This is a genomic window from Streptomyces sp. NPDC017979 (assembly GCF_044328175.1).
In the GTDB taxonomy this organism is placed as follows: domain Bacteria; phylum Actinomycetota; class Actinomycetes; order Streptomycetales; family Streptomycetaceae; genus Streptomyces.
Genome location: NZ_JBIRGU010000017.1, coordinates 123,659 through 149,138 on the forward strand (window position 1 = coordinate 123,659; position 25,480 = coordinate 149,138).

General features: G+C 73.9%; 27 protein-coding genes. 15 read left to right on the forward strand and 12 right to left on the reverse strand.

Annotated elements, in window-relative coordinates:
* Positions 1 to 17 precede the first annotated feature (17 nt).
* Both ACH4E8_RS31775 and ACH4E8_RS31780 read right to left on the reverse strand, forming a co-directional pair.
* Positions 18 to 650, reverse strand: coding sequence for a DedA family protein (locus ACH4E8_RS31775; RefSeq protein ID WP_398454913.1), 633 nt, complete (start codon positions 648 to 650; stop codon positions 18 to 20).
* 62 nt (positions 651 to 712) lie between these two features.
* Positions 713 to 1,489 carry an MBL fold metallo-hydrolase gene (locus ACH4E8_RS31780; protein ID WP_398454842.1) on the reverse strand — a complete coding sequence of 259 codons (777 nt, stop codon included), beginning with the start codon at positions 1,487 to 1,489 and terminating at the stop codon, positions 713 to 715.
* 463 nt (positions 1,490 to 1,952) lie between these two features.
* Here ACH4E8_RS31780 and ACH4E8_RS31785 point away from each other — a divergent pair, with 463 nt between their 5' ends.
* The 4 genes from ACH4E8_RS31785 (at position 1,953) to ACH4E8_RS31800 (ending at position 5,543) form a co-directional block, all read left to right on the forward strand.
* A complete protein-coding gene (locus tag ACH4E8_RS31785) occupies positions 1,953 to 4,004 on the forward strand; it encodes an alkaline phosphatase family protein (RefSeq protein WP_398454915.1) in 2,052 nt (683 codons plus the stop codon).
* 204 nt (positions 4,005 to 4,208) lie between these two features.
* The gene (locus ACH4E8_RS31790; RefSeq protein WP_398454844.1) at positions 4,209 to 4,625 is read left to right on the forward strand and encodes a hypothetical protein; all 417 of its coding nucleotides are present in this window, start codon (positions 4,209 to 4,211) and stop codon (positions 4,623 to 4,625) included.
* 94 nt (positions 4,626 to 4,719) lie between these two features.
* On the forward strand, positions 4,720 to 4,890 hold the full coding sequence (locus ACH4E8_RS31795; protein ID WP_398454845.1) for a hypothetical protein: 171 nt from the start codon (positions 4,720 to 4,722) through the stop codon (positions 4,888 to 4,890).
* Positions 4,891 to 5,120: 230 nt separating this feature from the next.
* Positions 5,121 to 5,543 carry a hypothetical protein gene (locus ACH4E8_RS31800; protein WP_398454846.1) on the forward strand — a complete coding sequence of 141 codons (423 nt, stop codon included), beginning with the start codon at positions 5,121 to 5,123 and terminating at the stop codon, positions 5,541 to 5,543.
* On the opposite strand, the gene ACH4E8_RS31805 is transcribed toward ACH4E8_RS31800, so the two are convergent.
* From ACH4E8_RS31805 to ACH4E8_RS31830, 6 genes are all read right to left on the reverse strand, one after another.
* Positions 5,533 to 6,348: a helix-turn-helix domain-containing protein gene (locus ACH4E8_RS31805; protein WP_398454847.1), complete on the reverse strand. Its 816-nt coding sequence runs from the start codon at positions 6,346 to 6,348 to the stop codon at positions 5,533 to 5,535. The two genes, ACH4E8_RS31800 and ACH4E8_RS31805, sit on opposite strands and share 11 nt — an antisense overlap.
* Before the next feature lie 45 nt (positions 6,349 to 6,393).
* The gene (locus tag ACH4E8_RS31810) at positions 6,394 to 6,813 is read right to left on the reverse strand and encodes an SsgA family sporulation/cell division regulator (RefSeq protein ID WP_398454848.1); all 420 of its coding nucleotides are present in this window, start codon (positions 6,811 to 6,813) and stop codon (positions 6,394 to 6,396) included.
* 104 nt (positions 6,814 to 6,917) lie between these two features.
* Positions 6,918 to 8,126 (reverse strand): MAB_1171c family putative transporter, encoded by a 1,209-nt coding sequence (locus tag ACH4E8_RS31815; protein WP_398454850.1) that lies wholly within the window; start codon positions 8,124 to 8,126, stop codon positions 6,918 to 6,920.
* Between the two features lie 15 nt (positions 8,127 to 8,141).
* Positions 8,142 to 8,708, reverse strand: a complete 567-nt coding sequence (locus ACH4E8_RS31820; RefSeq protein WP_398454851.1) for a hypothetical protein — start codon at positions 8,706 to 8,708, stop codon at positions 8,142 to 8,144.
* Positions 8,709 to 8,857: 149 nt separating this feature from the next.
* Entirely contained in the window at positions 8,858 to 10,255 is a 1,398-nt protein-coding gene (locus ACH4E8_RS31825) for an NAD(P)/FAD-dependent oxidoreductase (protein ID WP_398454853.1), read from the reverse strand.
* A gap of 44 nt (positions 10,256 to 10,299) precedes the next feature.
* On the reverse strand, positions 10,300 to 11,547 hold the full coding sequence (locus tag ACH4E8_RS31830; protein ID WP_398454855.1) for an MAB_1171c family putative transporter: 1,248 nt from the start codon (positions 11,545 to 11,547) through the stop codon (positions 10,300 to 10,302).
* A 445-nt stretch (positions 11,548 to 11,992) separates the two neighbouring features.
* Here ACH4E8_RS31830 and ACH4E8_RS31835 point away from each other — a divergent pair, with 445 nt between their 5' ends.
* From ACH4E8_RS31835 to ACH4E8_RS31845, 3 genes are all read left to right on the forward strand, one after another.
* Positions 11,993 to 13,558 (forward strand): ATP-dependent DNA ligase, encoded by a 1,566-nt coding sequence (locus ACH4E8_RS31835; protein WP_398454857.1) that lies wholly within the window; start codon positions 11,993 to 11,995, stop codon positions 13,556 to 13,558.
* A 60-nt stretch (positions 13,559 to 13,618) separates the two neighbouring features.
* Positions 13,619 to 14,494 carry an alpha/beta fold hydrolase gene (locus ACH4E8_RS31840; RefSeq protein ID WP_398454859.1) on the forward strand — a complete coding sequence of 292 codons (876 nt, stop codon included), beginning with the start codon at positions 13,619 to 13,621 and terminating at the stop codon, positions 14,492 to 14,494.
* A gap of 147 nt (positions 14,495 to 14,641) precedes the next feature.
* Positions 14,642 to 14,947, forward strand: a complete 306-nt coding sequence (locus tag ACH4E8_RS31845) for a 4a-hydroxytetrahydrobiopterin dehydratase (RefSeq protein ID WP_398454860.1) — start codon at positions 14,642 to 14,644, stop codon at positions 14,945 to 14,947.
* A 36-nt stretch (positions 14,948 to 14,983) separates the two neighbouring features.
* Here ACH4E8_RS31845 and ACH4E8_RS31850 read toward each other — a convergent pair whose 3' ends face one another.
* On the reverse strand, positions 14,984 to 15,847 hold the full coding sequence (locus tag ACH4E8_RS31850) for an NmrA family NAD(P)-binding protein (RefSeq protein WP_398454862.1): 864 nt from the start codon (positions 15,845 to 15,847) through the stop codon (positions 14,984 to 14,986).
* A gap of 106 nt (positions 15,848 to 15,953) precedes the next feature.
* On the opposite strand from ACH4E8_RS31850, the gene ACH4E8_RS31855 reads away from it, so the two are divergent.
* Both ACH4E8_RS31855 and ACH4E8_RS31860 read left to right on the forward strand, forming a co-directional pair.
* Entirely contained in the window at positions 15,954 to 16,931 is a 978-nt protein-coding gene (locus ACH4E8_RS31855; RefSeq protein ID WP_398454863.1) for a cupin domain-containing protein, read from the forward strand.
* Positions 16,932 to 16,957: 26 nt separating this feature from the next.
* Positions 16,958 to 17,890 (forward strand): class I SAM-dependent methyltransferase, encoded by a 933-nt coding sequence (locus ACH4E8_RS31860; RefSeq protein ID WP_398454864.1) that lies wholly within the window; start codon positions 16,958 to 16,960, stop codon positions 17,888 to 17,890.
* Between the two features lie 166 nt (positions 17,891 to 18,056).
* On the opposite strand, the gene ACH4E8_RS31865 is transcribed toward ACH4E8_RS31860, so the two are convergent.
* Entirely contained in the window at positions 18,057 to 18,512 is a 456-nt protein-coding gene (locus tag ACH4E8_RS31865) for an RICIN domain-containing protein (RefSeq protein ID WP_398454866.1), read from the reverse strand.
* A gap of 132 nt (positions 18,513 to 18,644) precedes the next feature.
* Positions 18,645 to 19,472, reverse strand: a complete 828-nt coding sequence (locus ACH4E8_RS31870; RefSeq protein WP_398454868.1) for an aldo/keto reductase — start codon at positions 19,470 to 19,472, stop codon at positions 18,645 to 18,647.
* A 460-nt stretch (positions 19,473 to 19,932) separates the two neighbouring features.
* Here ACH4E8_RS31870 and ACH4E8_RS31875 point away from each other — a divergent pair, with 460 nt between their 5' ends.
* The 6 genes from ACH4E8_RS31875 to ACH4E8_RS31900 all read left to right on the forward strand — a co-directional run bounded on the left by ACH4E8_RS31875 (position 19,933) and on the right by ACH4E8_RS31900 (position 24,222).
* Positions 19,933 to 20,091: a pyrroloquinoline quinone precursor peptide PqqA gene (locus tag ACH4E8_RS31875; RefSeq protein WP_398454870.1), complete on the forward strand. Its 159-nt coding sequence runs from the start codon at positions 19,933 to 19,935 to the stop codon at positions 20,089 to 20,091.
* Between the two features lie 9 nt (positions 20,092 to 20,100).
* Positions 20,101 to 21,093 (forward strand): pyrroloquinoline quinone biosynthesis protein PqqB, encoded by a 993-nt coding sequence (gene pqqB / locus ACH4E8_RS31880; protein WP_398454872.1) that lies wholly within the window; start codon positions 20,101 to 20,103, stop codon positions 21,091 to 21,093.
* On the forward strand, positions 21,090 to 21,842 hold the full coding sequence (gene pqqC, locus ACH4E8_RS31885; protein ID WP_398454874.1) for a pyrroloquinoline-quinone synthase PqqC: 753 nt from the start codon (positions 21,090 to 21,092) through the stop codon (positions 21,840 to 21,842). The genes pqqB and pqqC overlap by 4 nt, the downstream gene beginning before the upstream one ends.
* Complete coding sequence (gene pqqD, locus ACH4E8_RS31890; protein WP_398454875.1) at positions 21,839 to 22,144, forward strand: pyrroloquinoline quinone biosynthesis peptide chaperone PqqD; 306 nt, start codon at positions 21,839 to 21,841, stop codon at positions 22,142 to 22,144. Before pqqC ends, pqqD begins: the two co-directional genes overlap by 4 nt.
* Complete coding sequence (pqqE, locus tag ACH4E8_RS31895; RefSeq protein WP_398454876.1) at positions 22,144 to 23,292, forward strand: pyrroloquinoline quinone biosynthesis protein PqqE; 1,149 nt, start codon at positions 22,144 to 22,146, stop codon at positions 23,290 to 23,292. The genes pqqD and pqqE overlap by 1 nt, the downstream gene beginning before the upstream one ends.
* Positions 23,293 to 23,415: 123 nt before the next feature.
* Positions 23,416 to 24,222, forward strand: a complete 807-nt coding sequence (locus tag ACH4E8_RS31900) for a Tat pathway signal sequence domain protein (RefSeq protein ID WP_398454877.1) — start codon at positions 23,416 to 23,418, stop codon at positions 24,220 to 24,222.
* Positions 24,223 to 24,328: 106 nt separating this feature from the next.
* Here the strand turns inward: ACH4E8_RS31900 and ACH4E8_RS31905 are convergent, their stop codons facing one another.
* Positions 24,329 to 25,378 (reverse strand): LLM class flavin-dependent oxidoreductase, encoded by a 1,050-nt coding sequence (locus ACH4E8_RS31905; protein WP_398454878.1) that lies wholly within the window; start codon positions 25,376 to 25,378, stop codon positions 24,329 to 24,331.
* Positions 25,379 to 25,480 lie beyond the last annotated feature (102 nt).

Here is a 25,480-nt window from a genome sequence, read left to right on the forward strand (position 1 = left end):
GATCCATCAGAAATGCCCTAAGCGTGGCCGCCGGCGGAGTCCGGGCGGTGCGGGCGGCCCTGGCGCAGCCGGCGCCACACCGCGGGGGCGCCGCTGATGACCACCGTGAGCGCGACCGCGAGCAGCACGCCCTTCCAGGGCTCGTCGAAGAGCGAACCGCCCAGGATGCCGATGAGCTGGTACGTCGCCGCCCACGCCAGGCACGCGGGCACGTCGCCGCGCACGAAGGCGCGCAACGGCATCCGGGCGAGCAGGCACGCCAGCATCACCGGGATCCGTCCGGCCGGGACCAGTCGGGACAGCACCAGGACGGCCACGCCGTGGTCCGTCAGCTTCTCTTGCGCCTGCTCCAGCCGCTCGGGGGCGGCGCGGGCGCGCAACTCCGCCAGCCAGCGGGAGCCGTTGCGGGACCGCACGCCGCGCTGACCGAGCCAGTACAGGGTCACGTCGCCGAGGAACGCGGCGGCGGCGGACACCAGGAAGACGTAGAGCAGCGCCAGCGGGTCGGTCTGGTGGAAGGCGACCACGGCGGCGGAGCTGACCACCGCGCCCGTGGGCACCACCGGCACCAGCGCCCCCAGCGCCACCAGGAGGAAGAGGGAGGGGTATCCGACGGCCTGCTGGGTGGACTCGGGCGGCAACCGCGCCACGGTGTCCGACAGCCCGCCCACCGTTTCCGACAGCCGTCCGACGACCTCGGACAGGCGTGCTGTCACCGAGCGGCCTCCGGCCCGAAGCTTTCCCGTTCGCCGTGGCCGAGGCGGTGCACCCGCACCCGCGGGGCGAGCCGGGCCGCCTTGCGGACGAACTCGTCGCCCGGCGAGTGGAACTCGTGCGGTCGTACGCCGTCCATGCCGATGGGCCAGTACGTGCCGTAGTGCACGGGGACCGCGGAGCGGGGCGCGAGGGCGGCGAGGGCCTGGGCCGCGCGCCCCGCGTCGAGGTGGCCGTGCCCGAGGTAGGGGCCCCAGCCGCCGACGGGCAGCAGGGCGACGTCGACCGGGCCGACCTCGTCCGCCATCGCGTCGAAGAGGCCGGTGTCACCGGCGAAGTACGTGCGCGCCGCGCCGTTGATGACGTAGCCGAGCGCGGGCGCCCGACGCGGGCCCATGGGCAGCCGCCGACCGTCGTGGAGCGCGGGCACGGCGCGTACGGAGACGTGCCCGACGTCGACCTCGTCGCCGGGGGCGACCTCGGTGACCCGCAGGTCGAGCCGGGCGAGGGCGGGGACCGCGCGGGGGGCGCCGCGCGGCACCACCAGGCGCGTCCCGGGCGCCAGCCGGGCCAAGGAGGGGAGGTGCAGGTGGTCGGAGTGCAGGTGCGAGACGAGGACGGCGTCCGCCACCGCGGCCTCCGGCGGGGGGAGCGCGCCGCGGCGGCGGCGCAGGTGGGCGAGGCGGCGCACGAACAGCGGGTCGGTGAGCACCCGCACCCCGGAGTCCTCGACGGTGCAGGTGGCGTGCCCCCACCAGGTGACCTCCACCGCCACGCGGCCCCTCCCTCGTCTTCCTCGTCCCTGAACGCGTCTGCGTATCCGAGCCTAGGCCCTTTGCCGCGGTGATGGCCTGCTCCGTCGAACGACCGGACGGCGGGCGCACGGGTGTCGGATGCCGGTATGACCGGTGTCGGCGCAGGTCGGAGGGCGGAGGCTGGTGTTCCATGGCACGTTATCCACAGGGCAGGACGGGGTTGGCGGCGGCTGTGCCAGGCTGGTAGCGGCGTCCTGAGACAGCAGCGAGACGTCAGTGAGGAGCGGGAAGCGGGAAGCGGGACACGAGCACGGCGCAGGCACGGGCGTGGGCGTGGGCAGGGCACAGGCACGGCGCGGGTGAGGCGCCAGCACGGCAACGGGGACGGTACGGGGTGAAGCGGCAGTGACCGAAGGGCGATGGCACAGGGCGGGGGGCGCCCTGTTCCGGGTGATCGTGGTGTGGGCGGTGTCCACACTGACGATGCTGGCGCTCGCGGGCGCCCTGCCGGACTTCCGACTCCAGGCCGCCGACGGCGACAGCATCACCCGTACGGCGCTGACCGCGGCGTGGGGCGCGGGCGCCTTCGGCCTGTTGACCGCGCTGGTGTGGCCGCTGGTGGTGCGGGCGCTGCTGCTCGTGCCCGCGCTCGTCCTCGGCCTGCTGGTCTTCTTCTTGAACGGTTCGTTGTTGCTGGTCGCGCTGCGGCTCATTCCGGACGGCAGGGGCGACGTCGGGCCGGAGACCGCGGTGGTGGTCGCCGCCGTGATGTCCGCGGTCGCGTCGGCCACCTCCACCGCGCTCGCCGTGCGCGACGACAACGCGTACCGGCGCCGGCTCTCCCGCCTCGCCACCCGCCGTAGAAGGCGCCAGGGCGCCGACTGCGACGACTGTCCCGGCCTGGTCTTCGTCCAGCTCGACGGGGTGGGGCACGAGGTGCTGCTGAGGGCGGCCAAGGACGGCCTGATGCCGACCGTCGCCGAGTGGATCGCCACCAGCCACCGGCTCACCCCCTGGCGCACGGACTGGTCCAGCCAGACCGGCGCCAGCCAACTCGGCATCCTCCACGGCAGCACCTTCGACGTCCCCGCCTTCCGGTGGTACGAGAAGGACACCGGCCGGCTCATGGTCAGCAACCGCCCGGCGAGCGCGGTGGAACTCCAGCGCCGCGCGGTCGAGCGGACCGGCGACGGCGGGCTGCTCGCGGTGGACGGCGCCAGCCGCGGCAACCTCTTCAGCGGCGGCGCCGAGCAGGTCGCGCTGGTGCTGTCCGTCGCCGCCCGCCGCGGCCGGGCCAACCGCTCCCGCGCCGGCTACTTCGCCTACTTCTCCGACCCCGCCAACGCCGTCCGGACCGCGGTGTCCTTCTTCGCCGAGGTCGTGCGGGAGGTCGCGCAGTCCCTGCGGGCACGGCTGCGCGACGAGGGCCCCAGGGTGCGGCGGGGCGGGCTGTATCCCTTCATCCGGGCGTTCGCCACCGTCGTGGAGCGGGACGTGGTCGTCGCCGCGGTGATGGGCGACATGCTCGCCGGACGCACCGCGGTGTACGCGGACCTGGTGGCCTACGACGAGGTGGCCCACCACTCCGGGCCGCACGGCCGGGACACGGCCCAGGTGCTGGAGCGCCTCGACCGCTCGCTGGCGCTGATGGCCAAGGTGGCCGAGCACGCCCCTCGGCCGTACCGCATCGTCCTGCTGTCGGACCACGGCCAGAGTCCGGGCGAGACGTTCGAGAGCGCCTACGGCCTGACGCTGAAGGACCTGGTGCGGGCCGGGTGCGGACTGCCCGTGCCCCGGCGCGCCGAGCGGTCCAAGAGCGGTGCGGAGGCGCGCGAGGCCGCCCGGACGGCGCTGCGGAACGCGCTGCACCGCGGACCGGGCAAGGGCGCCGAGGAACGGCCGGACCCGGGCGCCGATCCGCTCGTGCTCGCCTCGGGCAACCTCGCGCTGATCTCCTTCGGCGACACCTCCGAGCGGCTCAGCAGGGAGCAGATCGACGCCCGCCACCCCGCCCTGTTGAGCACCCTGGCGAACCACCCCGGCGTGGGCTTCCTCCTGGTGCGCAGCGAGGAGCACGGCTCGGTGGTGCTGGGCGCTGCCGGACAGGAGGTGCCCGTCGCCGAGTTGTCCGACGACGGTCCGCTGGCCGGCTTCGGCAAGGGCGCGGCCGACGCCGTGCGGCGCACGGACTCCTTCCCCCACGTCGCCGACGTGATGGTCAATTCGATGTACGACCCGGAGACGGGGCGGGTGCACGCCTTCGAAGAGCAGATCGGCTCGCACGGCGGGCTCGGCGGCGAGCAGTCCCAGCCGTTCGTGCTCGCCCCGGTCGAACTGTCCCCGCCCGTCGACGACGGCGCGGAGCTGGTCGGCGCGGAGGGGGTGCACCGGGTCTTCCGACGGTGGCTGCGCGAGTGCGCGGGCCGGCAGATACCGGTCCAGGACACGACGCAGGAGCAGGGGGAGCCGGCCGCGCGCGGTGTGACCGACGCGACCGACGCGACCGGGGGCGCGGACTCCGGGACGGGGGCCTGAGGGTAGCCCTGCGCGGACGCAGTGACGCAGGGGGCTTGGACGCACGGGGGCGCGGGTGCCGGGCTGCGGCGGGTGGGCGTTCGGGTGGCGCCGACGGCGGTGAACGGCGTAACGCGCGTCCCCCGGGAGAGGGGACGGTGACCGGGGTCGGTCGTGTCGGGGCGAAATCCGGGGACAGGATGCCTGTCCAGGAGGTTGCGCCCCATGAATCAGCCACCGGCCGTTGCCCCGCGCGTGCGGCGTCGCGCCCGCGAGTGGTGCGGCACGCGCGGTGGGGCACTCGGACTGCACGCCGTGCTCGTCCTCCTGGTCGCGCTGTTCGCCCTGGCGGGGACCTCGGCGGGGGCGGCCGGAGCGCAGCCCTTGGAAGCCACCGAGGTGCGGGCCCCGATGTCGGCAGCCGGTGACGCCGCCGGTGGGGGCGGAAGCGGTGGCGGCACGACGGGGCAGGCCGAGGAGGCGTACGCGAGTGCCGCGCCCGCTGCTCGGGCCCGTGCCGCCGTGCGACCGTACGGCGCGCGCTCGGTGAACTCCTTCGGCCAGGCGCCGCCCGTCTCTTCGAGGCTGCGGCCCCCGCCGCCCCTGCCCGACGCTCCTCGGTGCGTGGTCCTGCGCTGCTGACCCGCCCGCACGCCCGGTCGACCGCCGACCGGTCGCGTGCCCCGCAGCAACAGGCAGCCACGCACCCCCCCAGAATCACCAGAGGAGCACCGTCATGCCCATCGACCCCTTTGCCGCCCTGAACGCCATGCTGCGCGCCGAGGCCACCCGCGCCGCCGACGAACGGCAGGCGCGCCAGCGCCAGCAGGCCGCCGAGAGCGGCCCCGTCAAGGAGTCCGAACCGCGCCCGCCGTTGGCCCGCACCGTCGACGACCGCAGGCGCTGAACCACCGGCGGGCGGCCGGTCTGGTCCCGCGGGCCGGCCGCCCGCCGGGCGCCTCCATTTCGTCAGGAGGGCCGCTGCGAGCTGGGCATTACCTCCGGCGTAATCGACCGGACCCCGTCCCCACCGGCAGGCTCTGTCCCACCGGAACCCGGGCGGCGCACTCCGTCCGGGCTCCGGAGCCAGCCGGCCCGACGGCCGGTCAGTCACGCTCCCGATGGAGGCTGGTCCCCATGTCCGCAACCACCCTGCTCGCCGGTATCTCCCGCACCACCGAACCCACCGTGATGCTGCGCCGCTTCCTCGGCCTGGACGCGGTCGTCACCGGGACCAACGGCATCGCGTACATCGCCGCCTCCGGCCCCCTCGGGCGACTGCTCGGCGTCGACGCCGGGGTGCTGCTGGGCGTGGGGATCGTCATCCTCGCGTACGGCCTGGGCGTCGCCCTCGTCGCGGCCCGGCGCGAGCCCCACCGGGCCGCCGTGACGGCCGTCGTCGACATCAACCTGGTCTACGCCGTGGTCAGCATCGTCTCGGTGCTGCTCTGGTTCGAGCCCACCACCGCCGGCGCCGTGTGGATTCCGCTCCAGGCCCTGGTCGTCGCCGGGTTCGCGGTGGCCCAGTGGGCGTCCCTGCGGGCCGTCCTCAAAGGCTGAGGGACTGGAGGTGGGCGTGCGTCGCCGGGTCGGCCGGGAGCATCGTCTCGATGGCCAACTCGGCGACGGTCACGTCCATCGGCGTGTTGAAGGTGGAGATGGACGAGACGAAGGAGAGCACCTCGCCCTCGTGCTCGATCCGCAGCGGCAGCGCGAAGTAGGGGTACGGAGCGGAGCCGGGGGCGCCGGCCTCCGGCCCGTCGTCGTCGCCCGACGGCACGGGATAGCCGGCCACCTCGTCGTACAGCGCGCGCAGTTCCTCCGAGCGCACCAGCGCCAACTGGCGCTCCATCTGGTGCAGCAGGTGCTGCCGCCACTCGGGGAGGTTGCGGATGCGCGGCGCGAGCCCCTCCGGGTGGAGGGTGATCCGCATCCCGTTCAGCGGCGGCGTCAACAGGTGCGGTGCGATGCCCTCGATGAGCCGGGTCATCCCCAAGTTGGCGGCGACGACGTTGTACAGCCCGTCCACGATGATCGCCGGATAGGGGTCGTACCCGTGCAGCAACTGCTGCATCCCCTCCCGCAGGCTGCTCATCGCCGGGTCGTCGAGCGAGGTCTCGGTGTAGCGCGGGGCGTAACCGCCCGCCAACAGCAGCGCGTTGCGCTCCCGCACCGGCACGTCCAGGTGCTCCGCGAGCCGCAGGATCATCTCCTCGCTGGGGCGGGAGCGCCCGGTCTCGATGAAACTGATGTGACGGGCCGAGGAGTCCGCGCGCAGCGCCAGCTCCAACTGGCTGACGCGGCGGCGCTCACGCCAGCTCCGCAGCAGCGGTCCCACCCCTGTGTCCGACGCGAGAGTTGTCATAGCCAGACCGTAATACGCCTCGGGCGTGACCTGCGACGACGGTGCTCAGCCCCGGGTCGGCCCCAGCAGTTCGGCAAGCGCCCGGTCGACGTCGACCGCCCGCTCCTCCAACTCGGCGGGGACGGTGGCGTACGAGTGCAGCAGGAAGTGCCGCAGCCGGGCGGTGGTGAACCGCAGCAGCGCCACCCCCTCGGGCGAGCGCAGCTCCACCAGCGTCCGCCCGTCCTCGCACGGCCGCACCCGCACGTCCCCCAAGCCGGCCGGGGCGCGCAGCCCGCGGTCCAGCAGCACGCGGGCGAACGTCCAGGTCACACTGGCGCCGCTGAGACAGGCGGATGCCGGGAAGGTCATCCGTACCGCCAAGGGGTCGTCGACGCGGTACGTCAGGCAGACCGGGACCGACACGGGCTCGGGGGCCTGGCTGATGAGGTGCGCCGGGACGGACTGCTCGACGGTCGGGAACATGAGGTGCTCCTTCGTGGCTGCTGGTGCGGCTCCTCGTGTGCACTACGACGCACGAGGACACCGGAGCACTGCACCCCACCCCACAAACGCCCGGGTGATCTGCGTCACATCACCGTCGCGTCGCTGCTCGCCGCGGGCGGTGGCGCCTGTGACGCCGCCTCGACCAGGTACGGCGAGCGGAGCGCCCCCGACAGGCGCACCAGCCGCTCCCGGCCGGCCGCGAGCGCGGCCGCCAGCTCCTCCGCGCCGGCCTGCGCGTACTCCTGGTCCGCCTCCTCGGGCGGCCGCCCCTGCCCGCGCGCGGCGATCGCGGCGCTCAGCATCGCGGCCACCCCCACGATCCGCGCCTGCTCCGGTTCCGAGCGCTCGGCGAGCGCCGCGTCGTGCACCCGGCGGCGGACCCGGTCGTCCAGGTACGGCTGGAGCTTCAGCAACTCGTCGTGGATGACGGTCTCCCGCACCGTCAGCCGTAGCTCGGGCGAGGCCCACCAGGAGATCCCCGGCAGCGGAGCGAGCCCCACGGGCCGTAGACGCCGCCACAGCACCCCCAGCCGCACATGGGCGACCCCGGCCCGCAGCGCCTCGGAGAGCTGCGGTCCCAGCAGCGGCAGCAGGAAGCCGACCGTGGTCACCACGCCGCCGAGGGCGGCCAGCGGCGGCGCCACCGTGGTGGACAGCCCGTCCCAGTCGCGGCCGTTCCAGCGCGCGACGACCGCGGTCAGCTTGGCGATCCCGAAGCCGAGGTTGAGCACGAAGCCGACCACCAGCACCACCAGGCCCGCGCGCAACCACTGCCGCACCTCCCGGGCCCACCGCAGACACATCACGCAGGTCACCAGCGCCGACGTGACGTGCGCCAGCAGATAGGTGACGACCATCTCGCGGATGAAGGGCGTGTTGGCGTAGTAGGTGTCGAGGTCCCGCAGCCGCTCCACCGGCGCGTCGCCGAGCGCGAACAGCACCGAGATGAGCACGATCGCGGCCCCGTACACCGCTATCCACCGCCGGGTGCTGCGGCGGACCCGCTCGGCCGGCCCGCCGCGCCAGTTCACGATCAGCACGAGGCAGGCGCAGCCGAAGGCGCACATGATGTTGTAGACGAGCGGGCCGGAGAGGTTCGCCACCCCGGTGATCCGGTTCACGGCCGTGATCGACGGCGGCGCGGCGAAGAAGAAGCAGACGCTCGCCGTCAGCAGCAGGAAGTGCACGGAGCGCACCAGTGGGTCGCGCCAACCGCGCAGCAGCGCCGGCAGCTTGGCGACGAAGGCGATGCCGAGGGCGATGGCGGGGAGGTAGTAGTCGCTGTTGCGCATGGCGCTTCCCGTCCGTCAGCCGGCGCGCCCCGCCCGGCGGTTGCCGAGTGAGGTGTGGATCCGTCGGGCGAGTTCGCTGTGAGGTCCGCGGCCCGCCGTCCCCTCCAACCATGACCGCAACTGGGCGCCTAACTCCAGCCCGAAGGTCTCCGCTTCGGTCTCCTGGCGCTGGTGGAAGTCGGTGCGCGCGGCGAGTCCCTGCACCGCGGCGGCGGTCCCGCCCGAAGGCGCACGCTCCTCGGGCGGCGGGACGGCGCCGCCCGGGAGATCGGTGTGACCGCCGCCGTGACCGGCCATCATGTGCCAGACCTCGTGGCCGAATATCACCAGTTGGTGCGAGGGTTGGGTGTTGGCCTGGACGCAGATCACGTCCTGGTCCGTCATGTCCAGGTAGAGCCCGCTGGCGGTGCCGGGCGGAAACTCCACCAGCCGCAGCACCACCGGTCTGCCGCGCCGCTCGCTCAGCCGCGCGCACAGGGCGGCGAACACGTCGTCGGGGCCGTCGGGACCGGCCTGCTCCAGGGCGTGGGCCAGGTCGTCACGGAGTTCGCGCATGGCACTCCGGGTGCTCTTGGTGCTCACTCGCCTCCCCTGCTCGTTCGGACCACACCGTACCCACGCTCGCCCCAGGGCACTATTCTGACCTGCGTTTATGCACGTCAGAATGGCTGTGATTGGTCGCTCTCACAGGTGTGCGGAACCGGGCCACCCCGTGTGCACACGCGAAGCGGTCACGGAACGTCGGCGGCAGCGGCGACGACGTCCGCCGGGGCGAGGAAGCCGAGTTCACGGTCGGTCAGCGGCGGCTTGGCCAACCGGGGGCGCAGCGGGCCGCGGGCCGCGCCGAACAGGACCCGGGGCCGGACCAGCCGCCCGGGGCCCGATTGGAGCGTCATCACGTCCGTGAGCGCCTTCGCCATCGCGTACGAACCGGTGGACGTCCGCACCAGCCGGTTCACGTAGCGGCTGACCAAACGGTCCACCGGATTGGGTGAACGGCCCACGGAGCCGGGGTAGAAGACGTCCTGGCCGGTGGCGAGCCCCCACGCCACCCCGGCCGGCCGGGCGATCGCGCGCCGGATCCGTCGGGTCAGGCCCGGTGCGGTGACGCCCCCTCGGCGCAGTTCGCCGCGGAGCGCGACCGCGCCGAGCGCGGCCACCGACAGCCCGTGGCCGTAGACCGGGTTCAGGGCGGCGGCGGAGTCGCCGAGCGCCACGAAGCCGTCGGGGAGGTTGCGCGCCCGCTCGTACAGCCGCCGGCGGTTGACGGTGCTGCGGGTCACCGCGATGTCGCTGAGCGGTTCCGCGTGCGCGAGGAGCTGCCCGACCAGGGGGTGGCGCACCCCGCGGGCGAAGTCGAGGTACGCGGCCTCGTCGGCGGTGGGTTCGCCGCCGCGGGTGCCCGACAGGCTCACCAGCCACCGCCCGTCCTCGATCGGGATGATCGTGGCGATCTGGCCGGGGCCGCCGCGGCGCGGATCGGCCTGGATGGTGAAGACGGGACAGTGCTCGTCGGCGCCCTTCGGCGCGCGGTAGATCCGACTGGCGTACGCCACCCCGGCGTCGACCGTGAGCTCGCGGACCGGGCCGGCGCCGAGCGCGGCGAGCCAGCGGGGCGCCCGGGAGGCCCGCCCGGAGGCGTCCACCACCAGATCGGCGCAGATCCGCCGCGCCGGGCCGGCGTCCTCACGGATCCACACCCCGTCGACGCGACGCGCGTCACCGGTCAGGCCCAGCGCCTCCGCCCCCGTGAGGACGGTGATCCCGCCGCCCGGCAGCACCCGGTCCCGTACGGCCCAGTCGAGCAGGTCCCGGCTGCACGCGAGGATGTAGTGCGACTCCGGCCAACGCCGGTACCAGCCCTCCGGGGAGAGCGACACCATGCCCGTGGGCAGCGGGATGCGGTGGGCTCCGGCGTCCAACAGCGTGCCCGTGACCCCCGGCGCCAGCGACTCGATCGCGTCCGCGCCGCCCGACCAGAGCATGTGGGCGTGGCGTGCCTGGGGCAGCCCCTTGCGGGGCGCGGGCCGGTCCGGCAGGACGTCCCGCTCGATGACGACGACCTCCTGGACGAAGGCCCGGCACGCGGCCGCGGCGAGGAGGCCCGCGATCCCCCCTCCGACGATCACGGCCCTGCGGGGGGCTCGTTGCCGGGGGGACGAGAAGGGTTCGGTCATGGATTGCCGCTCTCAGACATGGCCGCCCTGCGGCGGCCCGCTTCGTGGACAAGTGCTTCCCGGACCACGGGGCAGCGGTCCAGGGCGAGCGAGGTCCGCACCAGGCCGTCCGCGCCGACGGCCGGCAGCAGGGGCGGTGCGCCGCCGGCGCCCGAGCCGCCGCCGTCCCGCCAGTCCGCGTCGTCCCGGTGGGCGGCGGTGCCGTCGGGGTCGGCGTCCCGGGCGTCGTCGGCCGCGGCGATCATGGCCGCGTCGGCGGCGGCGAGGGCCCGTTCGGGAGTGTGGCCGACGGCGAGCGCCCGCGCGAGGACCTCCCGGTGGATCCGGGCGTCGAAGTACGGGCGCAGGGTGATCAGACCGTCGTGGATGGCGGCTTCGCGCTGGGTGAGCCGCAGTTGCAGGGCGGCCAGCGGCCCGATCGACGCCCGCGCCGCACCGGCGGCCCCCGCCGTCGCCAACAGGTCTGCCAGCGGCTTGAGGTGCCGGTGGCGCACCGCGGTGCGCCACTCGATCACCACCCGCTCGGTGACCAGCGGCAGCACGAACCCCACGGCGATCAGCAGCGCCGACGCGGACGCGAACGGCCGGGCCACGTGCGTGGACAGGTAGTCGAGGTCACGGCCCGCCCACCGGGCGCCGATCGCGGTGAACTTGGCCGCGTCGTAACCGGTGTTCAGGACGTAGCCGACGACGATGAGCACCAGCCCGACCCGCAGCACCCCGCTCACCCGGCGCGACCAGCGCCAGCACAGCACCGTCATCACCACGGCCGCCGTGGTGTGCGCCAGCAGGTAGAGGACGATCATCTCGCGGATGAAGGGCGTGGTGGCGTAGTACGTGTCGAGGTCGCGCAGCCGCTCCACGGGCGCGTCCCCGAGTGCGAAGAGGACGAACAGCGCGACGCACACGGCGCCGTACGCCAGCGAGCACGCCCACGTCGCCCGCCGGGTGCGCTCGGTGACGCCCCCGCGCCAGATGATCACCAGGATGATGCAGGTCCCGCAGAACGCCGACAGCACGGCGTACACCAGCGGCGCGGCGGCGTTCGGGACCCCGACGATCCGGTTCACCGCGGCGATCACCGGGATCATGCCTAAGAGGAACACCATGCTGGCGAGGAGCAGCAACACGCAGACGCAGCGCAGCAGGGCGTCCCCGCGGTTGCGGTGCAGCGCCGGCAGTTTCAACAGGAACGCCCCGAAGAGCAGGGCACCGGGCACCAGCATGGTCAGGTCTGTGGCCATACGGAACGGACTCCAGGTGTCGTGGTCACTACGAGGCCGGTCCGACCGGGCCCGGGCCGTCCGCCCGTCGGGGGTGCTCAGCCCGCCCGGCGCGGCCGGCCACCGCCCGCGAGCACGACGGCGGGGGAGCGGGACGCACCAGGCGCCCGTCGAGCCACGCCCGGCACACTGCTTCGGTTCCGTCGCACACTGCCCACGCCCCTCGTCGACCGATGCGGACCCGGTCACCTGCGCGGCCCCTCGGGCCGCGCGCCTCCCCAACTCCCCCGTACGCGCCGCATCGGGACCGTCGCCGGCCGTGCGATCGTGCCACCGTACTTCGTACACGTGTGCAAAAGATATCCCGCATCCGGACGCGCGCCGCCTCGTTCCCGGGCCCCGCGCCGCTCCGGTCGGCCAGCCCCCAGCGGGTGCGGCTGCGGGCCGTACGGGGCACGATGGCGGCATGCTCCTGGCACGGCTCGCCGAAGTGTCCCGGGACGTGGCCGCCGCGTCCGCGCGATCGCGCAAGACCGCCCTGCTGGCCGAGGTCTTCGCCGATGCCGCGCCCGAAGAACTCGGCCCGGTCGTCTCCTATCTCTCCGGCCGGCTCCCGCAGGGCCGCATCGGAGTCGGCTGGAGCACCCTCAAGGACCCGCCGCCGCCCGCCGCATCCGCCGCGCTCACGCTCGCCGAAACCGACGCCGCGCTGACCGCGCTCGCCCGCGTCGCCGGCGCCGGTGCCCAGGGCGAGCGCCGACGGCTGGCCCGGGCGCTGCTGGCCGCCGCCACCGCGCCCGAGCAGCACTTCCTCACCGGGCTGCTGCTGGGCGAGGTGCGCCAAGGCGCCCTCGACGCGATCGCGTTGGAGGCCGTGGCCCGGGCCGCCGGCGCCGCGCCGGCCGCGGTGCGCCGGGCCGTCATGCTCGACGGCTCGCTGCCGCGCGTCGCCGCAGCCGTGCGCGCCGACGGGCCCGCCGCGCTCGACCGCTTCCGGCTGCGCGTCGGCACCCCCGTACTGCCGATGCTGGCGCACACCGCCGCCTCGGTCACCGAAGCCGTACGCACCCTCGACACCGCCTGCTCCGTCGAGGAGAAGTTGGACGGCATCCGCGTCCAGGTGCACCGCGACGGCGCCGAGGTCCGGATCCACACCCGCTCCCTCGACGACATCACCGACCGGCTGCCGGAAGTCGCGGCAGTGGCGCGGGCGCTCGCCGGCGACGGGTTCGTGCTGGACGGCGAGGTCATCGCGGTGGACCGGAACGGCCGGCCCGTCGCCTTCCAGGAGATCGCCGCCCGCGTCGGCTCCCGCACGGACGTGGCGACGGCCCGCGCCGCCCTGCCCGTGACGCCCGTCTTCTTCGACGTCCTCGCCGCCGACGGCGCCGACACCCTCGACCTCCCCGGGGACGAACGCCACGCCGCGCTCGCCCGGCTGGTGCCCGAGGAGTTCAGGGTGCGCCGCACCGTCGTCACCGACCCCGCCGACGGAGCGCAGCTCGCCGCCGCCGAGGACTTCCTGACCCGGAGCCTGGCGCGCGGTCAGGAAGGCGTCCTGGTCAAGGCGCTGGACGCGCCGTACGTCGCCGGGCGCCGGGGCCGCGCCTGGCTGAAGGTCAAACCGGTGCACACCCTGGACCTGGTGGTCGTCGCCGCCGAATGGGGCCACGGTCGGCGCACCGGACTGCTGTCCAACCTGCACCTCGCGGCCAGGGCCGCCGACGGTTCCTTCGTGATGCTCGGCAAGACGTTCAAGGGGCTCACGGACGAGATGCTGCGCTGGCAGACCCGACGGCTCGGCGAACTCGCGGTGTCCGACGACGGGTTCACGGTCCGGGTCCGACCCGAACTGGTCGTGGAGATCGCCTACGACGGGGTCCAGCGCTCGTCGCGCTACCCGGCCGGGGTGACGCTGCGCTTCGCCCGCGTCGTACGCCACCGCCCCGACAAGCAGCCGGGCGAGGCGGACGCCATCGAGCAGGTGTCGGCCGGACCGAGCCCCGCGCCACCCGACCGCGGACCGGTCTGATCAGGCGGAATGCCGAAAAATGAGTACGCAGCCGGTGGACTCGGCGCCCATGATGACGGCGTGACGACGTACATCGCGGCCCCGGCGCGCACCGGGGAAGAACGACTGCCCGACGGACGGCTCCTCGGCTGGGCCGAGTGGGGACCGTGCGACGGCACGCCCGTGCTGCTCTGCCCCGGTGCGGCCACCAGCCGCAGCCTCGGCTTCGGAGCGGACGCGCTCACCGAGCTCGACGTCCGGCTCGTCTCCGTCGACCGGCCGGGGCTCGGCGCCTCCACCCCGGCGCCGGGGCGCACCCTCGTGGACTTCGCCGCCGACGTCCGACAGCTCGCCGCGCGCAGGGGGCTCGGCCGCCCGGCCGCGGTCGGGAACTCCCAGGGCGCCCCGTTCGCCCTGGCCTGCGCCGCCGCCGACGCGGTCGGCGCGCTCGCCCTGGTCGCGGCGGCCGACGAGATCGCCGACGCCCGCTTCGCCGACGGACTCCCGCCCGAACTGCGGCACCTGGTGGACCTGTCCGTACGGGACCCTTCGGCGGCCGAGGCGGTCTTCGCCGGCTTCACGCCACAGCAGATGCTGGACCTGGTGTTGGGCGGGAGCCCGCAGTGCGATCTGCTCGTCTACCGGGAGGAAGCCTTCGCCGCCGCGTACCGCCGTGCACTGGACGAAGCCTTCGCCCAGGGGGCCGGGGGCTACGCCCGGGACACGGTGCTCGCCATGGGGCGGTGGGGCCTCGACTTCGCGGCGGTCCGGGTCCCCGTGGACGTCTGGTACGGCACGGAGGACCGCAGCCACTCGCCGGACCACGGAGCCGGTCTGACGGCCCGCATCCCCGGTGCCGTACGGCACCTGGTCCCCGGCGCCGGCGGTGCGGTCCTGTGGACGCACGCCCCGCAGATCCTCGCCACCCTGCTCGGGCACGTCCGGCCGGCCCAGTGACGCGGGGGCGGGGGAGCGGGCGGGCCGTGCGCCGACGGGGCACGCTAAGGGGTGTCCGGCAATCCCCGGCGGGCGTACGGGTCACCCCTCAGGGAGCGTGCAGAGTCCCGCATCCGTGCTCCCGTGTACGCGAAAGGAACATTCGCCATGTCCGCGCAGCCGCTCTCCCCGCAGCAGCTTGAGGAACACCTCCGCGAACTCCCCGGCTGGGCCGTCGTCGACGGCCGCCTCACCCGCAGCTACCGCCTCGCGTCCCACCTCGCGGCGGCGGCCTTCGTCCAGCACGTCGCCGTCGTCCAGGACGAGCTGAACCACCACGCGGACCTGACGCTGGGCTACCGCACGGTCGCCGTCGCCGTGCAGACCCACGACGCGGGCGGCGCCCTCACCGACCTGGACGTGGGCCTCGCGGCGCGCGTCGAGCGCGTGGCGCCGGCCCACGGCGCGACCTGACGGGCCGTCCGCCCGGTGCCGGCGCCACTGCCCCGGTCATCCCGCGGCACCCCACTCGCGCCGGGCGAAGGCCGCGAAGGTGCCGGGCTCGCGGCCCAGCACCTCGCGCACACCGGTGGTGCTGGACGCGTTGTGCCCGTCGAGGAGCGTGGTGAACAGGTCGGTGAGCCAACTGGCCTCGGGCTCCGAGAGCCCCGCCTCCTGAAGGGCCGCCTGGTACGCGGCGCCGGGTACGGGCACGTAGTGGACCTCCCGCCCCAGGACGGCGGAGATCTCCGCGGCGACCTCGGCGAACGTGATCGGGCGCGGCCCGGTGACCTCGTGCGTACGACCCTCGTGGCCGTCCTCGACGAGCGCCGCTACCAGCACGTCCGCCAGGTCCTCCGCGTCGATGAAGGGTTCCGCGGTGTTCCCGGCGGGGAAGGCGATCTCGCCGCGGCCCAGACCCTCGGCCATCGGGCCCTCGCTGAAGTTCTGGGCGAAGAAGCTGGCGCGCACCACGGTGAGCGGGACGCCGCACTCCGCGAGCGCCTCCTCGGCGGCCACCGCGGCCGGCTCGCCCCGCCCGGAGAGCAGCACCAGCCGGCTGACGCCGGACTCGGCGGCCGTCGCTCCGAAGGCGCGCAGGACCTCCACCGCGCCGGGGGCCGCGAGGTCGGGGTAGTAGTTGACGTACGCCCGCTGCACCCCCTTGAGGGCGGGCGCCCAGGTGTCCGGCGCCTGCCAGTCGAAGAGGGTGTCACCGGTGCGCGAGCCGGCCCGTACGGCGATTCCCCGGGCGGTCAGCCGGGGGACCACCCGTCGGCCGGTCTTCCCGGTGGCCGCGGTCACCAGCACCGTGAGGTCGCCGGTCGTGGCCGTCGGCAGGTCCGTCTTGTGCGAAGTCGTGTGCTCTGTCATGCCTCCAGGTTCGCGGCCCGAGCGTGGACGCTCCATGCTCCACAGGCTCAATCCCATACGCGTACGTCTCGGCCCGCTGGCGCGGAGCCACCGTACGCTGGGCGCCATGGACGTACTCGCCGGACTGCTGGACGGCCCCCGGGCCCGCGGTGCCTTCCTGCTGCGGATGGTGATGGCACCGCCGTGGTCGGTGCGCGTCGAGGACCGGGCCCCGCTGGCGCTGATGTGCCTGACCGAGGGCGAGGCGTGGATCGTCCCCGATGCGGGGAAGCCCGTGCTGCTGCGCCCCGGTGACGTGGCGATCGCCCGCGGACCGGCCCCGTACACCATCGCCGACAGCCCGACGACCGCGCCCACGGCGCTGGTCGGACCCGGCGGCGACTGCCGCACCCTGAGCGGCGAGCCGCTGGCGGAGCGCATGTCCATGGGCGTGCGCGCCTGGGGCAACGACCCCGAGGGCTCGGCCGTGCTGCAAGTGGGGACGTACCCCATGGCCGGCGAGGTCAGCGGGCGGCTGCTGGCCGCCCTGCCGGACCTGGTGCACCTGCGGGCCGACGAGTGGTCCTGTCCGCTGCTGCCGGTCTTCGAGGAGGAGATCGGGCGCGACGACCCGGGCCAGAGCGTGATGCTGGACCGGATCCTGGACCTCCTGCTGGTGGTGGCGCTACGGGCGTGGTTCTCCCGGCCGGAGGCGGGCGCCCCCGCCTGGTACCGGGCGATGGGCGACCCCGTGGTGGGGCGGGCCCTGCGGCTGCTCCAGGACGACCCGGCGCACCCCTGGACGGTCGCCTCGCTCGCCGCGAAGTGCGGGGTGTCCCGGGCGGCCCTGGCCCGGCGCTTCCACGAACTCGTGGGCGAGCCGCCGATGGCGTACCTGACCCGCTGGCGTCTCGACCTCGCCGCCGACCTGCTGCGCGAGTCCGACGCGACGATGGAGGCGATCGCCCGGAAGGTGGGCTACGGCGGTGCCTTCGCCTTCAGCTCGGCCTTCAAACGGGTCCGCGGAGTCAGCCCCCAGGAACACCGCACGGCAGGCACGGGCGGCACATTCGTTTTGCCACAACGGCAACAATCCTCGCTCTGAACGCCGACCCGGGCGAACCTGTGGCCATGACCCGACACGACGAGCACCACGCACCGCACGACGGCCACCAGCAGCACCGGCACGGCCACGCGCATGACCACGGACACGGCGACGCCGGCCACATGGACTGGGCGACGATGGGCCCGCTCCTGGAACGCGGCGCCGAGGTGTACGCCCCCCTGTACCGGCAGGCCGCGGCCTGGCTGGGAGAGCTGGCCCCGGAGTCCGGGGTGCGCCGGATCCTGGACGTCGGCAGCGGCCCCGGGGTGATCGCGGGGCTGCTCGCCGAGGCGTTCCCGGACGCGGAGGTCGTCGCCGTCGACGCCACGCCCGAACTCTTGGCGCAGGCCCGGGCCCGGGCCGAGCGTCTCGGCTACGGCGGGCGCTTCGACACGGTCGAAGCCGAACTGCCCGCCGGCTTCGACGCCCTCGGCACCGCGGACCTGATCTGGGCCGGGGACTCCCTGCACCACGTCGGCGACCAGCGCGCCGCGATCGCGGGGCTCGGCGCGCTGCTGCGCCCAGGCGGGGTGCTCGCCCTGGTGGAGGGCGGCCTGCCGGCGCGTCATCTGCCGCGGGACATCGGCATGGGGCGCCCCGGCCTTGAGGTCCGGTTGGACGCCGCGAACGCGGAGCGCTTCGAGGCGATGCGGGCCTCCTTGCCGGACGCCACGGAGGAGGTCGAGGACTGGCGGGCGCTGCTGGGCGCGGCCGGTCTCGAACCGACCGGAGCCCGGTCCTTCCTGCTGGACGTGCCGGCGCCGGCCCCCGCGCAGGTGCGCGAGCACCTCGCGGTCAACCTCGCCCACCGGAGCAGCGGCAGCGAGGAGTTCCTCCAGGAGGACGACCTCGCGGTCCTCGCGCGTCTCGCGGACCCCGAGGACCCCGCGGGCGTCCTGAACCGCTCGGACGTCTTCCTGCTGGCGGCCCGCACGGTCCACACGGCCCGCCGTCGTTAGAAGGCGCCTTCAAAGTCCCGCCGGGCAGGCGGGACTTTGAAGCCCCTGGAACCCGCCCGCACGTTCCGCGTTCCGCTGCGCCCCGCGCGGTTGCGCCGTGCGGCCGGCCGTACAGGCGAATGCTCCCGCAGGGATGCGGCTGCTCCGTCCTCAGACACGGGCGCGCTCACGGGCACGGTTCGAGGCGCCACTGTTGGGCCGGGGTGTCCAGGTCCTCCCACTGCTGGAGGCGGGCGCCCTCGTCGGTGGAGCCGTCGACGACCTCCAGCAGCAGTCCGCTGATGAAGCTGACGATGGCGACCGTGCCGGGGGCGTCCAGGTGCTGCTCGATGATCCACTCCTGGGCGCCGAAATTGTTCGCCCGCCACTGCTGGATGCGGGTGCCGTTCTCCGTGGCGGCATTGGCGACGTCCAGACGCTTGCCGCTGGCAACGTTGACGAAGTGGTACAGCCCGCTGCCGTTCGGCACCGGGTCGATCTGCCACTGCTGGGCCGGCTCCCCGGTCTCCTTCGCCTGCTGGACGACGGCGCCGCTCCCCCTGGCGCCGCCGTACACCTCCAGGACCAGCCCGCTGCCCACGTTGCGCACCAGATGGCGCCCCGGTGTGAAAGCCCCGCTCAACGTCCCGCACTCCTCGTCCGTGCCGCCCGCCGGCGCTGGGTCGTGTCGTCACAGTCGCGCCGGGAAGATCGATCGTACGAGAAGGGTCCGACAACCGCCCCGGCGCACGCGGGCGGGCACCGGGGCGCCCGGTCAGCCGAGCGTCGCCGGGTCGGGGCCGAGCCGACGGCCCTCGTCGAGCGCGGCCAGCGCCGCCAGGTCGTCCGAGTCCAGCTCGAAGTCGAACACCGCGAGGTTCTCCCGGATCCGGGACGGGGTCACCGACTTCGGGATGGCGATCAGCCCCGACTGGACGTGCCAGCGCAGCACCACCTGCGCCGGGCTGCGCCCGTGCTTGCGCGCCACGGCGACCACCGCGGGCGCCTCCAGCAGGCCCTTGCCCGAGCCCAGCGGCGACCACGCCTCGGTCGCGATGCCGAGCCGGGCGTGCACCTCGCGCGCCGCGTGCTGCTGGAGCTGGGGGTGCAGCTCGATCTGGTTGACCGCGGGGACGACCGACGTCTCCTCGACCAGCCGCTCCAGGTGCTCGGGGAGGAAGTTCGACACGCCGATGGCGCGGGCGCGGCCCTCGGACAGCACCTTCTCCAGCGCCCGGTACGTGTCCACGTAGGCGTCCCGGCGGGGGAGCGGCCAGTGGATCAGGTACAGGTCGACGTAGTCCAGACCGAGCCGGTCGAGCGAGGCGTCGAAGGCGCGCAGGGCCGGGTCGTAGCCCTGGTCGCTGTTCCACAGCTTGGTGGTGACGAACAGCTCCTCGCGGGGGAGGCCGGAGGCGGCGAGCGCCCGGCCGGTGCCGGTCTCGTTCTCGTAGGCGGCGGCGGTGTCGATGCTGCGGTACCCGGCGTCGAGGGCGGTGGTGACCGCGGCCGTCGCCTCGTCGTCGGGCACCTGCCAGACGCCGAAGCCCAACTGCGGCATGGTGACGCCGTTGTTCAGGGTGATCGAGGGGACGGTGCTCACGTGGGATGTGTCCTTACCTGGTCGTGTACCGGTCGTGCCCGGTCGTTTCGGCTCGTCGTGCTTGCTCGCCGTGTTGCTCGTGGCGGGAGGTCCGCGGTCGCCCGTGCGGACGGACGTGCGGCGCGGCGGACCCGTGGCGGAGCGCACCTGCGCCCGCACGCGTTCGCCCGCGGACCGAAGTGCCCGTACAGGTCCATGGAAAACGATCAACTGCTCGACGGCATTCCCAGCGACCCCGGTCGTGACGCCCTGCCCGGCCACATTGGCGTGATGACGCCACGATCCACCCGTTCTTTCCCGGCCCCGACCATTGACCGTGTCCCAACAAGCCGCGACCCTATGACACATAGCTGAACATCGGTCGCCCACGTGAACGTATGTTCAGGGTGTTGAACCGCGAAGTGCTGAGCTGCTGGATCATCCTGACCGACCCCCACCCTCAGGAAGGCAGGCACCACACATGAACCCCACCGCTGCGACCGCCGAAGACCCCCGAGCCGTCGCCACCACCACCGCGCCAACCGTCACCGGCGCCGCTCCGGCCGAATGGCGGTCTCCGGGCTACGAGGTCGTGGACACCGCGCTGGAAGTCACCGCCTACCTCCACGCCGACCGGTAGGCAGGGCCCGTGCTGCTCCAGGTGCTCGGCACCGCGGCGGGCGGCGGACTGCCCCAGTGGAACTGCGCGTGCCCCGGCTGCTCCGGGGCGCGCGCCCACCCGAGTCGGCGCCGCCGCCACGCCTCGCTCGCGGTGCGCGCGGACGAGGGCCGCTGGTACCTCGTCAACGCGACGCCCGACATCGGCGACCAGATCGAGGACAGCGCCGCCCTACGACCCGGGCCGGGTCCCCGGGACACCCCCGTGGCCGGCATCGTCCTCACGGACGCCGAACTCGACCACACCCTCGGCATCGCCCGCTTGCGGGAGGCCGACGGCTTCTCCCTGGTGGCCACCGCGCGGGTGCGCCGCGCCCTGACCGACCGGCTGCACCTCGACGACGTGCTCGCGCCCTACACCCGGATCACCTGGCGCGGGCTCGACGTCGAGCCCGAACCCCTGCACAAGGGCGGCAGCGTGGAGGCGTCCGCCGTCCCGGTGTCCGCCAAACGGCCCCGGTACGCCGCCGACGTCACCCCAACGGACCCGACCGGGGGCCATCCCGACCCGGCCGCGGCCGAAGGGAACACACCTGCGGCCGAAGGGAACCCGCCTGCGGCCGGAGCGGACGGACTCGGTGACCACGGCTGGGTCACCGCACTCAAGCTGCGCGACACCGACACCGGCCGCAGCCTCCTCTACGCCCCCGCGCTCGCCGCCTGGACGGCGGCCTTCCAAGAAGCCGTCGACGCAGCGGACTGCGTCATCCTCGACGGCACCTTCTGGGACGACGAGGAACCGCGGGACACCGGCATCTCCGCCTGCACCGCCACCGAGATGGGCCACCTCCCGATCGCCGGCCCCCGCGGCACCGCGCGCCGGCTCGCCACCGCCCGCGCCCGCTGCCTCTACACCCACCTCAACAACACCAACCCCCTCACCAACCCCGAGTCCCAGCAGCACGCCCTGCTCGGCTCCTGGGGCCTGGAAGTCGCCGCCGACCGAATGGTGATCGAGCTGTGAGCACTGCCGTCGCACCCCGACCGGACACGGACGAGCCGTGGAGCGCCGTCGAGTTCACGGCACGGCTGCGTGCCGTGCCCGCCGCCCGGTACCACGACCGCCACCCCTTCAACGTCCGGATGCACGAGGGCTCGCTGACCCCCGACGAACTGCGCCGCTGGATCCTCAACCGCTTCCACTACCAGCGTCACATCCCGGTCAAGGACGCCCTGATCCTCGCCAAGTTCGACGACAGCGCACTGCGCCGCTCCTGGCTGCGCCGCATCCAGGACCACGACGGCACGAAGGCCGGCGAAGGCGGCATCGAGCGCTGGCTCCGGCTCGGCGAGGCCGCCGGCATCGACCGCGGCCGACTGCTCGCCGGCGCCGACGTGCTGCCCGGCGTACGGCTCGCGGTCGAGGGATACGTCAACTTCTGCCGGCTGCGCCCGCCGCTGGAGGCCGTCGCCGCCTCGCTCACCGAACTCGCCGCCCCCTCCATCATGCAGACCCGCATCGACGCCTTCGAGACCCACTACCCGTGGATCGAAGCCGATGGGCTCACCTACTTCCGCACCCGCATCGACCAGGGCGGACGCGACAGCCGCGAGGCGCTCGCACTCGTCGTCGCCTGGGCGGGCACGCGCCGCGAACAGGAGGCCGCGGTGGCCGCCCTGCGCTTCAAGTGCGACGTCCTGTGGGCGCTGCTGGACGCCGTGGACGGCGGGGGAGCGGCCCGCCCCGGCCCGCCGTCGGGCGGCGCCGAATGAACGCCGGCCAACGCCCGGCGCCCTCCGCAGCGCCCGCGCCGCCCGCCGGCGACTGGCAGCCGGCGCTCGCCCGGTCGGTCCTGCTGCGGTACGACCGGGTGCGCGCCGTCGACCTGCTCGTCATGCCCGAGAGGGTCGTCGTCCTGACCGGGAACGCCGGTACGATCCTGCGGCTGTGCGACGGCTCCCGTCGGGTCGACGACATCGTTGCCGAACTGCGCGGGCGCCACCCGGGCGCACCCGTCGCCGTCGAGGTCCCCGCCTTCTTGGCCCGGGTGCGCGCGGAGGGCTGGCTGACGTGATGACGAACCCCAGCGCGAACGCGACCCCGGCCCGGGGCCCGAGCCCGCCGTGGGCCCTGCTCGCGGAGCTCAGCCACGGCTGCCCGCTGCGCTGCGCCTACTGCTCCAACCCCACCGAACTGGTCAGTCGGTCAGCCGAGTTGACCGCGGACGAGTGGGGCGACGTCTTTCGTCAAGCCGCTGACCTCGGTGTCGTCCAAAGCCATCTCTCCGGGGGCGAGCCCCTGCTGCGCCGCGACCTGACCGCGATCGTCGCCGCAGCAGACGCCGCCGGCGTCCACACCCAGCTCGTGACCAGCGGGGTGGGGCTGTCGCGCCGGCGGCTGGCCGAACTGGTCTCCGCCGGACTGCGCAGCGTCCAACTGTCCGTACAGCACACCGACCCCGCGGCGGCCGAACGCATCGCCGGTGCACGAGCGTTGCGGGCCAAGGAGCGCGCCGCCGCACTCGTCCACGAGGCCGGGCTCCCGCTCGGCCTCAACGTCGTCCTGCACCGCGCCAACCTCGACGCGCTCGACGCCCTCGTGGAACTCGCCCTGGACTGGCGCGCACAGCGCCTGGAACTGGCCAACACCCAGTTCTACGGCTGGGCGCTGCGCAACCGCGCAGCCCTGCTCCCCGGCCGCCACCAGGTCGCCGCCGCCCGCGCGTCCGTCGAACGCTGGCGGCACGCCCTCCGGGGCCGGCTGGAACTGGTCTGGGTGGTGCCCGACTACGTCGACGGCACGGCCAAGCCCTGCATGGGCGGCTGGGGCGCGGTCTCCCTCACGATCGCCCCCGACGGCACGGCCCACCCCTGCCCGGCCGCCACCGCGCTGCCCGGCCTGGACGCGCCGAACGTCAAGGAACGCTCCTTGCACTGGATCTGGTACGAGTCCGGCGCGTTCAACGCGTACCGCGGGCAGTCCTGGATGCAGGAGCCGTGCCGCAGTTGCGAGTTGCGCACCGAGGACTTCGGCGGTTGCCGCTGCCAGGCGTACGCGCTGACCGGCGACGCCACCCGCACCGACCCGGCGTGCGCCCGCTCCCCGGACCACGCACGCGTCCGCGACCTGGTCGACCGCGCCGACGGACCCGCACCCCGGCGAACCAACCCCCGGCGAACCGTCCCCGCGCCCGGTTACGCCTACCGCACGGAGGAGCCATGAGGCGTACGCCCCGGCACGTCGCCGCCGTGCTCGCCACGTACGACGTGAGCGCACGACCGACGACCTCCACGGTCCCGGTGCCTTCCTCATCATCAACGAACAGCCGGCAGTGAGGTGTAGATCATGACCGCATCACGCAGGACGATCCTCGGCGCAGCCATCGGCGGCGCGGCCGCGGCCGGCCTCCCGGGGCTGGTGCCCCCGGCCGCCGCCGACCCCCGCGGCGCGGCGCGGGCGGCGCAGTGGCAGTTGCGCTGGTCGCCGTCGGCGGCCGTCGACAAGCTGCGGGCCTTCGAGACCCTGGAGGACGACCGGGCCGACTCGCACACCTCGTACGGGCCGCACATCACCACCGAGGGCGACAACTTCCGCTTCACCATGCACACCCAGGACCGGGACACCAGCACCGACCGCCAGCGCCACGAGGTCACCGGCTGTCGCTCCGGCGACTCGTTCCTGCGCTGGAAGAGCGGCGAGACCTGGCGCGTGACGTACTCGATGTTCATCCCCGCCGCGCTGAAGGCGACGAGCACGTTCACCCACATCATGCAGATGAAGCAGCCGGGCGCCGGCTCGTCGCCGATCATCGTGCAGTCGCTGCGGCGCGACGGCGGCCGGCAGACCATCGAGCTGAAGATCTTCACCTCCAACACCCTGGTGGGCCGCACCGACCTCGCCCCGCTCCACGACAAGTGGACCGACGTGGACTTCCAGATCAAGATCGGCAACGGTACGTCCGGCTCGGTCCGCTGGATCCTCAAGAGCGGCGGGAAGACGGTGATCGACGCGTCGAAGAACGGCGTGGACACCTTCCTCGCGGACCGGGTCCGGCCCAAGTGGGGCATCTACCGGTCCCTCGGCGACAACTCGGGCTCCCTCCAGAACTGCCACCTGCTCCTGACCAACATGCGCGGCTACCAACTCGTCTAGGAAGCCGAGGCGGAGCGTCGCCGGCCGGGACCTGGACCAGGACGTGGACCAGGACCGGAACCTGGACCAGGGCGTGGACCGCCACGGTCCCGGCCGGCGCACCGCGTCACGCGAAGGCGGGCATGATCCGATCGTGGATCAGCCGCAACTGCTCCCGGGCCGGCGGGACCTCGGGCAGGTCCCGCCCGGTGAAGGCCCGCACCAGCGTCCGGTCGGTGATCCCGCAGATCACGTGGTTCACCCCGGCCGGCGCCAATTCGGTGCGGATCTTCTCCGCACACTCCTCGGGGGTGCCGGAGATCGACAGCCGCTCGGTCACCCCGGGGCTCGTCAGCTCGATGCCCCGCGCCAGGTCCCCGACCCGGATCGCGTCCACGACCGGCTTCAACTCCGCGGGGTCCACCCCGTTGCGCACCAATTGCTCGTCGGACATCGCGGACGCGTAGATGCCGACCATGCTGCGCGCCGCCTCCCGCGCCGCCGCCGAGTCGTTCGCGGTGGCGAACACCACCCAGGCGCCGATGTCCAACGAGGCGACGTCCTTCCCGGCGCGCTCCGCACCGACCTTCAGGTGCTCCACCATGTACGCGTACGCCTCCCTGGTGTAGCTCAGCGCGTGGTGGCAGCCGTCCGAGAACTCCCCGGCGACCTCGAAGGTCCGCGGCCCCCGCATCCCGCCGAGCTTCAGCGGCAGCCGCTCCTGCACGGGCCGGGCGAAGGTGAACAGCCCGTCGTACGCGTAGAACTCGCCCTCGAAGGTGATGGCCCCCTCGTCCAGCAGGGTCCGCACCACGTGCAGGGCCTCCTTCGTGCGCGACAGCGGCTTCGCGCGCGCCGGGTCGATCCGGTACTGCTCCAGCAGACCGGTGTTGCCGCTGGAGAGCACGGCCTCCGCGCGCCCGCCCGACACCTCGTCCAGGGTGGCGAGCGCCTGCGCGATGTGGGTGGGCTCGCGCAGCAGCACGGGGGAGACGCTGGGGCCGAGCCGGATCGACCGGGTCCTGGCCGCCGCTGCGGCGAACAGCACCCACAGGTCCTTGTGCCAGGTCTCGTCCGCCGCGTAACAGGCGTGGAAACCGAGTTCGTCGGCGAGTTCGATCGCCGCCAGGGCCTCCGCAACGGGGTGGTCCGGCAGCATCGCGTAGCTGAATCTCATGGCCGGCATTGTGGGATCAACACGGCCGCACCATCAGGGGGTCGGACGTATTCGGCCGAAACTCCACACCCGGGGGCGACCCGGCGCCCGGGCCGGCAGGCG

Excerpts from the sequence above, each read along its gene's own strand:
- ACH4E8_RS31850 (WP_398454862.1), bottom strand. The coding sequence starts at position 15,847 with ATGACAGAGCACACGACTTCGCACAAGACGGACCTGCCGACGGCCACG.
- ACH4E8_RS31805 (WP_398454847.1), bottom strand. The coding sequence starts at position 6,348 with ATGACAACTCTCGCGTCGGACACAGGGGTGGGACCGCTGCTGCGGAGC.
- ACH4E8_RS31815 (WP_398454850.1), bottom strand. The coding sequence starts at position 8,126 with ATGCGCAACAGCGACTACTACCTCCCCGCCATCGCCCTCGGCATCGCC.
- ACH4E8_RS31905 (WP_398454878.1), bottom strand. The coding sequence starts at position 25,378 with ATGAGATTCAGCTACGCGATGCTGCCGGACCACCCCGTTGCGGAGGCC.
- ACH4E8_RS31835 (WP_398454857.1), top strand. The coding sequence starts at position 11,993 with ATGCTCCTGGCACGGCTCGCCGAAGTGTCCCGGGACGTGGCCGCCGCG.
- pqqE (WP_398454876.1), top strand. The coding sequence starts at position 22,144 with ATGACGAACCCCAGCGCGAACGCGACCCCGGCCCGGGGCCCGAGCCCG.
- ACH4E8_RS31875 (WP_398454870.1), top strand. The coding sequence starts at position 19,933 with ATGAACCCCACCGCTGCGACCGCCGAAGACCCCCGAGCCGTCGCCACC.
- ACH4E8_RS31800 (WP_398454846.1), top strand. The coding sequence starts at position 5,121 with ATGTCCGCAACCACCCTGCTCGCCGGTATCTCCCGCACCACCGAACCC.
- ACH4E8_RS31790 (WP_398454844.1), top strand. The coding sequence starts at position 4,209 with ATGAATCAGCCACCGGCCGTTGCCCCGCGCGTGCGGCGTCGCGCCCGC.
- ACH4E8_RS31810 (WP_398454848.1), bottom strand. The coding sequence starts at position 6,813 with ATGTTCCCGACCGTCGAGCAGTCCGTCCCGGCGCACCTCATCAGCCAG.
- ACH4E8_RS31795 (WP_398454845.1), top strand. The coding sequence starts at position 4,720 with ATGCCCATCGACCCCTTTGCCGCCCTGAACGCCATGCTGCGCGCCGAG.
- ACH4E8_RS31900 (WP_398454877.1), top strand. The coding sequence starts at position 23,416 with ATGACCGCATCACGCAGGACGATCCTCGGCGCAGCCATCGGCGGCGCG.
- ACH4E8_RS31855 (WP_398454863.1), top strand. The coding sequence starts at position 15,954 with ATGGACGTACTCGCCGGACTGCTGGACGGCCCCCGGGCCCGCGGTGCC.
- pqqD (WP_398454875.1), top strand. The coding sequence starts at position 21,839 with ATGAACGCCGGCCAACGCCCGGCGCCCTCCGCAGCGCCCGCGCCGCCC.
- ACH4E8_RS31860 (WP_398454864.1), top strand. The coding sequence starts at position 16,958 with ATGACCCGACACGACGAGCACCACGCACCGCACGACGGCCACCAGCAG.
- ACH4E8_RS31845 (WP_398454860.1), top strand. The coding sequence starts at position 14,642 with ATGTCCGCGCAGCCGCTCTCCCCGCAGCAGCTTGAGGAACACCTCCGC.
- ACH4E8_RS31785 (WP_398454915.1), top strand. The coding sequence starts at position 1,953 with ATGCTGGCGCTCGCGGGCGCCCTGCCGGACTTCCGACTCCAGGCCGCC.
- ACH4E8_RS31830 (WP_398454855.1), bottom strand. The coding sequence starts at position 11,547 with ATGGCCACAGACCTGACCATGCTGGTGCCCGGTGCCCTGCTCTTCGGG.